Genomic DNA, 1,633 nt, shown 5'->3' with positions numbered 1-1,633 from the left:
GCTATATTTTACCGCAAGAGCACACCTTGATAATGAAGAACGGGCTGCCAGACAGCATTTTGTGACAGCGTCAGGGCAAACTGTGCATATTTTTGATAATAATCGGATAAATTCACGGAATCAGGTAATATTTATAAAAAATGAAAGTTTGCAGATTAGAGGATTAGAGATATATGATTTGCAATACAAGTACACTAGGAGTGTGATATCTGTCAAATGCAATTGAAGAAGAAAAAAAATGTTAGTACTATCCATTGTTACCTCTTCACGTTGTCAATGGCTGTTTCTCCAATATCATTTAAATCAACAGGAACTCCACTGTGCTTACTAAACAGATAGGGTGGTCATAACCTATTAAAAATATATTGCATATTGTGAAGAATAGATATAAAAAGGTATTTATTGAATATAAAGTACAAAAATCAGACAATTAAATAAATTATGAGAAATACTAAAATCATAGAGATTGATATAAACAAAAATAAGGATAAGATAACAAGGTGTTTTACGCATATAATAAATCTATTTAATAAAAATAATATAGTATACTGGATAGAATATGGTACTCTCTTGGGAGCTGTACGAGAAGGAGGATTTATACCATGGGATTCGGAAATAGATATTGGGATATGGTATGATGATTACAAAAAACATGCTAAATACATAGATGAAGAATTAAAAAGCATGGGCTTTATAATTGATAAAACATCAAATGATAGGGTAAAGTTAATTCATAAAGATATAATGAATGGAGCATATACAATTGACATACATACATATCACTTTAATGATAATTATGCATTTGTGAGTTATAATGTGGACAAATGGAGTATCTTAGAGCGAATAGTTAAATTCGTTACAAAAAACAATAAATGGAATAAGTATCCGTATTACGAAGCATCAAAAATAATAAAATTAATAATGGATAAAGAAGGTATTATATCTGATAAGTATTATATAGTTGATGACTCAAAATATGACAAGCACTTGTTTAGGGTAGGGGTAGATAAGAAACGATTGCACAGCAACAAAAAGAAAAATAGTATAAATTATATATTATTATTAGTGAAAAAACTAACATACTATATATGTAAAATAAATATTATTTATAGGATTAGTAAAAATATGGAAGAAAAATATATAAGAAAAAATAAAAAAAAAATGTGTAAAAATAATGATAAACAAGCGATACCAATAAGATATTATAAAAACTTGACGCATGTGTCATTTGAAGGTATAGATGTGCTAGCGCCTAAGGATTATTACTCTTACCTTGAAGAAGTGTATGGTAAAGAATGGTATATAAGAAATAGTAAGTGGCACAGATCACAAAATAAAATTAATAAAAAAGAAAGTCAAATAATGTGAAATGTACTACTCTATAAAAGAGTATAAAAATGTAAAAAAAAAGAATAGAAAGCTAATGTAGCAGAATATAAGCAAAAAAAAAAGCATAAAAAACTGTTGGAAACATACAATAGATATCAGAACAAATGAATGGCGGTTTCAAGTTTCTAACGCAACATTTCCAACAAATGGAGATCTTGCGCTATGGAAACACACAAACGACTCACCCACTATGATCGTGAACGAATCGCATCGTTGCTTCTTCTGGACTACAAGCCGGCACAAA

2 protein-coding genes are annotated in these 1,633 nt (G+C 28.9%); both read left to right on the top strand.

Translation table 11 applies throughout. The annotated features are described in order from the left end of the window. On the top strand, nt 1–226 hold a 226-nt coding region (locus NATSA_RS15275; RefSeq protein ID WP_210513485.1), incomplete at its 5' end, for a hypothetical protein. A gap of 215 nt (nt 227–441) precedes the next feature. Further along, the gene (locus tag NATSA_RS15270; protein ID WP_210513484.1) at nt 442–1,368 is read left to right on the top strand and encodes a LicD family protein; all 927 of its coding nucleotides are present in this window, start codon (nt 442–444) and stop codon (nt 1,366–1,368) included. Nucleotides 1,369–1,633 lie beyond the last annotated feature (265 nt).

The organism is Natronogracilivirga saccharolytica (assembly GCF_017921895.1).
GTDB lineage: Bacteria > Bacteroidota > Rhodothermia > Balneolales > Natronogracilivirgulaceae > Natronogracilivirga > Natronogracilivirga saccharolytica.
The sequence above is the reverse complement of the archived record's forward strand: the minus strand, read 5'-3'. Positions and strand labels throughout refer to the sequence as shown.

Bases quoted from the DNA above. Each gene is read 5' to 3' on its own strand.
- NATSA_RS15270 (WP_210513484.1), top strand. From the start codon at position 442: ATGAGAAATACTAAAATCATAGAGATTGATATAAACAAAAATAAGGAT.